Origin of the sequence: Kitasatospora sp. NPDC057542, assembly GCF_042801945.1 — a bacterium.
GTDB lineage: Bacteria > Actinomycetota > Actinomycetes > Streptomycetales > Streptomycetaceae > Kitasatospora.
In genome coordinates this window covers 1-5,060 of the sequence record NZ_JBHVFE010000576.1, presented here as the reverse complement: position 1 = coordinate 5,060, position 5,060 = coordinate 1, and the positions used below count along the sequence as shown (strand labels likewise).

At 71.6% G+C, this 5,060-nt stretch carries 1 protein-coding gene; it reads left to right on the top strand.

The features are described from left to right. Window positions 1-623 precede the first annotated feature (623 nt). Entirely contained in the window at window positions 624-5,021 is a 4,398-nt protein-coding gene (locus ACFU7Y_RS39930; RefSeq protein WP_380771292.1) for a LamG-like jellyroll fold domain-containing protein, read from the top strand. Window positions 5,022-5,060 lie beyond the last annotated feature (39 nt).

The window sequence follows — 5,060 nt, the reverse complement described above, 5'->3', positions numbered from 1 at the left end:
GACACCCAGCAGCTCCCCACCCACACCTGGCCACTCCACCAAGCCCGCCCCCCGCGCTGGGAACGCCGACCGCTGACCGCCGCCGCCCCGGTCGCCGGGCGCCGGCCTACCGACCCGCTAACTCCGGTGGCCCGCACACAACTCGTGTGCGGGGCACCGGCGTTTGTGCCGCCGCACGCGTGTCGGCCAGGCCCGAAACCCGCGGGAACCGTGCACCCCTCCCCTGGCGTCCCGTACTCGGGGCACGGCAGTGGCTCACCGCGATCCGCGCCGCCACCCCGGCCGAGCCGCCCCAGCCCGCGACACCCCCGGTGACCAGCACCGACGTCCCGGAGGCGCGGCGTTCACCGCTCGCCCCGGCAGCGCGCCGACCGCTCTCGGTCACCGTTCGCCACTACCGGCCGGGACCGGAACCGCCCCCGAGGCGGCCCCCCATGGCGTGTTTTCCGTCACAGACCATCAGACATTTTATCCGGTTTTACCTGGACTACTCCCGATCTGACGATACGTCGACAAGGAAATGCCTCCTCACCGCTTTCTCATGAGCCTTTGACACTTCGTTTAGGTGTCCATGAAGATCCGCTCGCACTTCGCCCATATACCTGAGTCGGAGCTTACGCACAGTGAGAACATCAGCAAGACGGTCGGGCAGCCTGCTCGCCGCGGCACTCGCCGCGGTCGCGCTGGCCGCGACCGCGGTGGTGCCGGCCGCCGCCGCCACCGGAGGGACACCTCCGCCCGGCGTGACGGATGCCCAGGACACCGCCGAGAGCCTGGCCGTCCACGAGGCCGCCCGCACCGGCAAGCCGGTCGAGGTGCTCGCCAAGCGCAGCGAGACCAGCGACACCGTCGCCCAGCCCGACGGCAAGCTGAAGACCACCACCTACGTCCAGCCCAGGCGGGTGCGCAAGAACGGCGCCTGGGTGGAGCTCGACCCGACGCTGCAGTCGCTGCCCGGCGGCGCCGTCGCCCCCAAGGGGTCCACCGCGGACCTGCAGTTCTCCGGCGGCGGCAGCGCGCCGCTGGTCACGATGGCCCGGGCCGGCAAGGAGCTGAAGCTCAGCTGGCCGAAGCCGCTGCCCAAGCCGGCGGTCAACGGCGCGACCGCCGAGTACGCGTCGATCCTGCCGGACGTGGACCTGCGGCTGTCCGCCACCAAGACCGGCTTCACCCAGGTCATCGTGGTGCACACCGCCGAAGCCGCGAAGAACCCCGAGCTGGACCAGCTCCGGCTCGGCCTGCACGGCAACGGCCTGACGTTCAGCCAGGAGGCGGACGGCACCCTCTCCGCGAAGGACCCGTCCGGCGGCGGCACCGTCTTCGAGGCGCCCGTCCCGGTCATGTGGGACTCCTCCAAGCCGGCCACCGCCACGCCGAGCGCCCCGGCGAACGCCCCGGCCGCCGCCCCCAAGGCTCTCAAGGCCGCCCCGCAGGCGGCTCCGCAGGCCGAGGCCGCCGCCCCCGCGCAGAACGCTCCCGCCGCCGGCCAGGACGACCCCGCCGCCGCCGGCTACGGCGACCTGCCCGGCGAGGGCGCCAAGATGACCCGGCTCAAGGTCGACCTGCCCAAGGACAGCCTGGTGCTGTCGCCCGACCAGGCCATGCTGGACGCCCCTGACACCGTCTACCCGGTGATGATCGACCCGGCGTGGAACACCCCGCACGCCGGCGACTGGGCGGGTGTCTCGCGCACCTACCCGAACCAGGCCTACTGGCACTTCACGTACAACAGCAGCTACGTCCACGACTGGGGCGTCGGCTACTGCGGCGACACCTCGCGGTGCGCGCCGACCGACGTCAAGCGGGCGTTCTTCCAGGTATCCAACCCGTTCGTCGGCAAGCAGATCCTCAGCGCCACCTTCGGCACTTACGAGAGCTGGTCGTACTCCTGCGACGCCCGGCCCGTCGAGCTGTGGAACACCGGCTACATCGCCCCCGGCCTGACCTGGAACGGCCAGAACTCCTCCGGGTTCTGGGGCCGCTACCTGCAGACCATCAACACCGCGAAGGGCTGGGGCGGCAACTGCCCCGGCGGCTGGCTGGAGTACGGCGAAGACGGCGCGGTGCGCAACCTCGTCCAGGACGCCGCGAACTGGGGCTGGCCGACCATCACCTTCGGTCTGAAGGCCCAGAACGAGGGCGACACCCTCGCCTGGAAGCGCTTCACCGACGACGCCTACCTGTCGGTGTACTACAACCTGCGGCCCAACCAGATCCCGATGTCCGACATGACGATGTCGCCGGGCTCGGTCTGCCAGTACCCGGGCATCAAGATCAACAAGATGCCGCAGGTCACCATCCGGGCCACCGACCCGGACGGCGAGGCCATCGGCGTCCAGTTCGCGGTCGGCTGGGACGACGGCACCGGCCTGCGCCGGCGCTGGTGGTCCACCGGTTCGGAGGACGCCGCACCGGGGTGGGACACCTTCAAGGCCTCCGGCTCGATCTTCTCCTGGCCGCTGCCGACCAACCTGCCGCAGAACCTCCAGCTCGACTGGGAGGCCCGCGCGTGGGACGGCGCGCAGTGGGGGCCGTGGTCCTCCGACGGTGACCCGACCGGCTGCTACTTCATCGTCGACACCTCCGCACCGGACGGCCCGGCGATCACCTCGGACGCCTACCCGGGCTCCAAGGACGCCACCGCGGCGCTCCCGTGGACCGACGGCGTCGGCAGGAGCGGCTACTTCACCATGAAGTCGGCCGCCACCGACGTGGTCAAGTACCAGTGGGGCCTCGACACCTCACCGTCCGCGGCGAACGAGGTCGCGACCAGCGGCGGCGCCGGACAGACGATCCGCATCCAGCCGCAGACCGCCGGAGTGCACTTCCTCTCCGCCCGGGCCGTCGACGGCGCGGGCAACGCCTCGCAGCCCGAGACGTACTACTTCAACGTGCTCTCGGGCCAGACCCAGCGCGCCGCCTGGTCGATGGACGACCCGAGCGGCACCAGCGTCACCGGCGCCGGCGGCAACGTCGAGGCCGCGCTCGGGTCCGGCGCCACCCCGGGGGCGCCCGGCCACCTCAAGGAAGCCCTCGCCCTGAACGGCACTGCCAACGGCTACGCCGAGACCCAGGGCGCGGTGCTGGACACCACCCGCAGCTTCACCGTCTCCTCCTGGGTCCGGTTCGACGGCACCACCGGAACCCGCGCGGCGGTCAGCCAGGGCGGCCCGGACTACTACGCCTTCCACCTCGGCATCGAGAACGTCGCCGGCGTCCCCAAGTGGGGCTTCAAGGTCCAGACCGCGGCCGGCAACCAGGACGCGAGCACGATCGGCCTGCAGTCCACCGACCCCGCGACGACTGGCGTGTGGACCCACCTGACCGGCGTCTGGAACGCGGACACGCGCACCATCCAGCTGTACGTCAACGGCACCCTCGCCAAGTCGGCCACCGCGAACGCGGTCTGGGACGGACACGGCCCGCTGGAGATCGGCCGCACCCGCTGGAAGGGCCAGTGGGTCGACTTCTGGCCCGGCGCCATCGACGAGGTCAGGATCTGGGACCGCTCCCTGAGCCAGGCCGAGGTCACCGACGTGGCCGCCGACAAGCAACTCGCCATCGGCCGACCCGCCAAGGCGGTCTGGCACCTGGACGGCAGCGACGCCAAGCCGGCCGGCACCGCCGAGACCGACAACCTCACCGCCTACAACGGCGTCGCGCTCGGCCGGCCCGGCATCGCCGACAAGGCGATCCACCTGGACGGCGTGGACGACTACCTGCGCGGCACCCGCCCGCAGGTGGACGGCAGCCGGGACTTCTCGGTCTCCGCGTGGGTCAAGCTGCCCGCGCCGACCCCGGGTGACACCACCGCGAAGATCGCGGTCAGCCAGATCGGCCAGCACAACAGCGAGTTCTCGCTGTACTACTCCACCTACTGGAAGCGCTGGGCCTTCGGCCGCTACAAGGAGGACACCTCCGCCGACACCCTGGTCCGCACCTGGCAGCCCGACTGCACCCCGGGCACCCAGATCAACGGCGCGCCGTGCTTCGCCGGCACCACCGGCGAGTGGACCCACCTGCTGGGCGTCTCCGACACCGCCGCCAAGAAGCTGCGCTTCTACATCAACGGCTTCCTGGTCGGCGAGTCGGATTACACCCAGAACGCGCCGTGGGCCAACCCCGGCCCGCTGCAGATCGGTGCCGTCAACCGCGAGGGCGCCAACGGCGAGTTCTTCGGCGGCGACATCGACGACGTGCGGCTCTACGACCGCGTCGTCACCGGCCCGGAGGCCAGCGCCATGGTGCAGCAGCGCCCGCAGCTGGCCGGCCGCTGGAAGCTCGCCTCGACCACCGGCACCCCGGCCGTCACCCCGGACGAGGGCCCGGCCAAGGCCGGCGCCCAGCTCGGCGGCGGCGCCTCGATCAAGGCCGACGGCGGCGTGCTGCCCGTCCCCGGCACCCTGCTGCTGGACGGCTCCACCGGCTACGCGGCCACCGGCTCCGTCCCGCTGCACACCGGCCAGAGCTTCACCCTGGCCGGCTGGGCGAACACCGCGGGCGTCCCGACCCGGAAGATGACCGCCCTGTCCATTGCCGGCGCCAACAACAGCGCCGTCACCGTGCGTTGGGTGCCGATGGGCAACGACGCCAACGGCCAGCCGTACGGCCAGTGGGAAGCCGAGGTGCGCGACACCGATGCCAACACCGGTGGGACGCGCACCAGGACGGCGCACACCTCGGCCATCTCCGTCATGGAGAACTGGACCCACCTGGCGGTCAGCTACGACGCCTTCTCGGACCGGCTCGCCCTGTACGTCAACGGCCAGGTGGAGAACCAGGGCTGCGCGGACAACTCCACCGGATGCACCCCGCACATCTCCTGGGCCGCCGGTGTCCCGCAGCCCTACGAGGCCGGCGGGGGCGTGCAGTTCGGCCGGAGCAAGGACGCCGGCGCCTGGGGCGAGTACTTCTCCGGTGAGCTGGACGACGTCTGGCTCTACCAGGGCGTGCTGAGCCCGGCGCAGATCGGCAAGCTCGCCAACTACAACGTCGAGCTGGACACCTCCACCGGGGTCTGACCCCTCATCCTTCCGCGGGCCGGGCGGCTACCTGCCGCC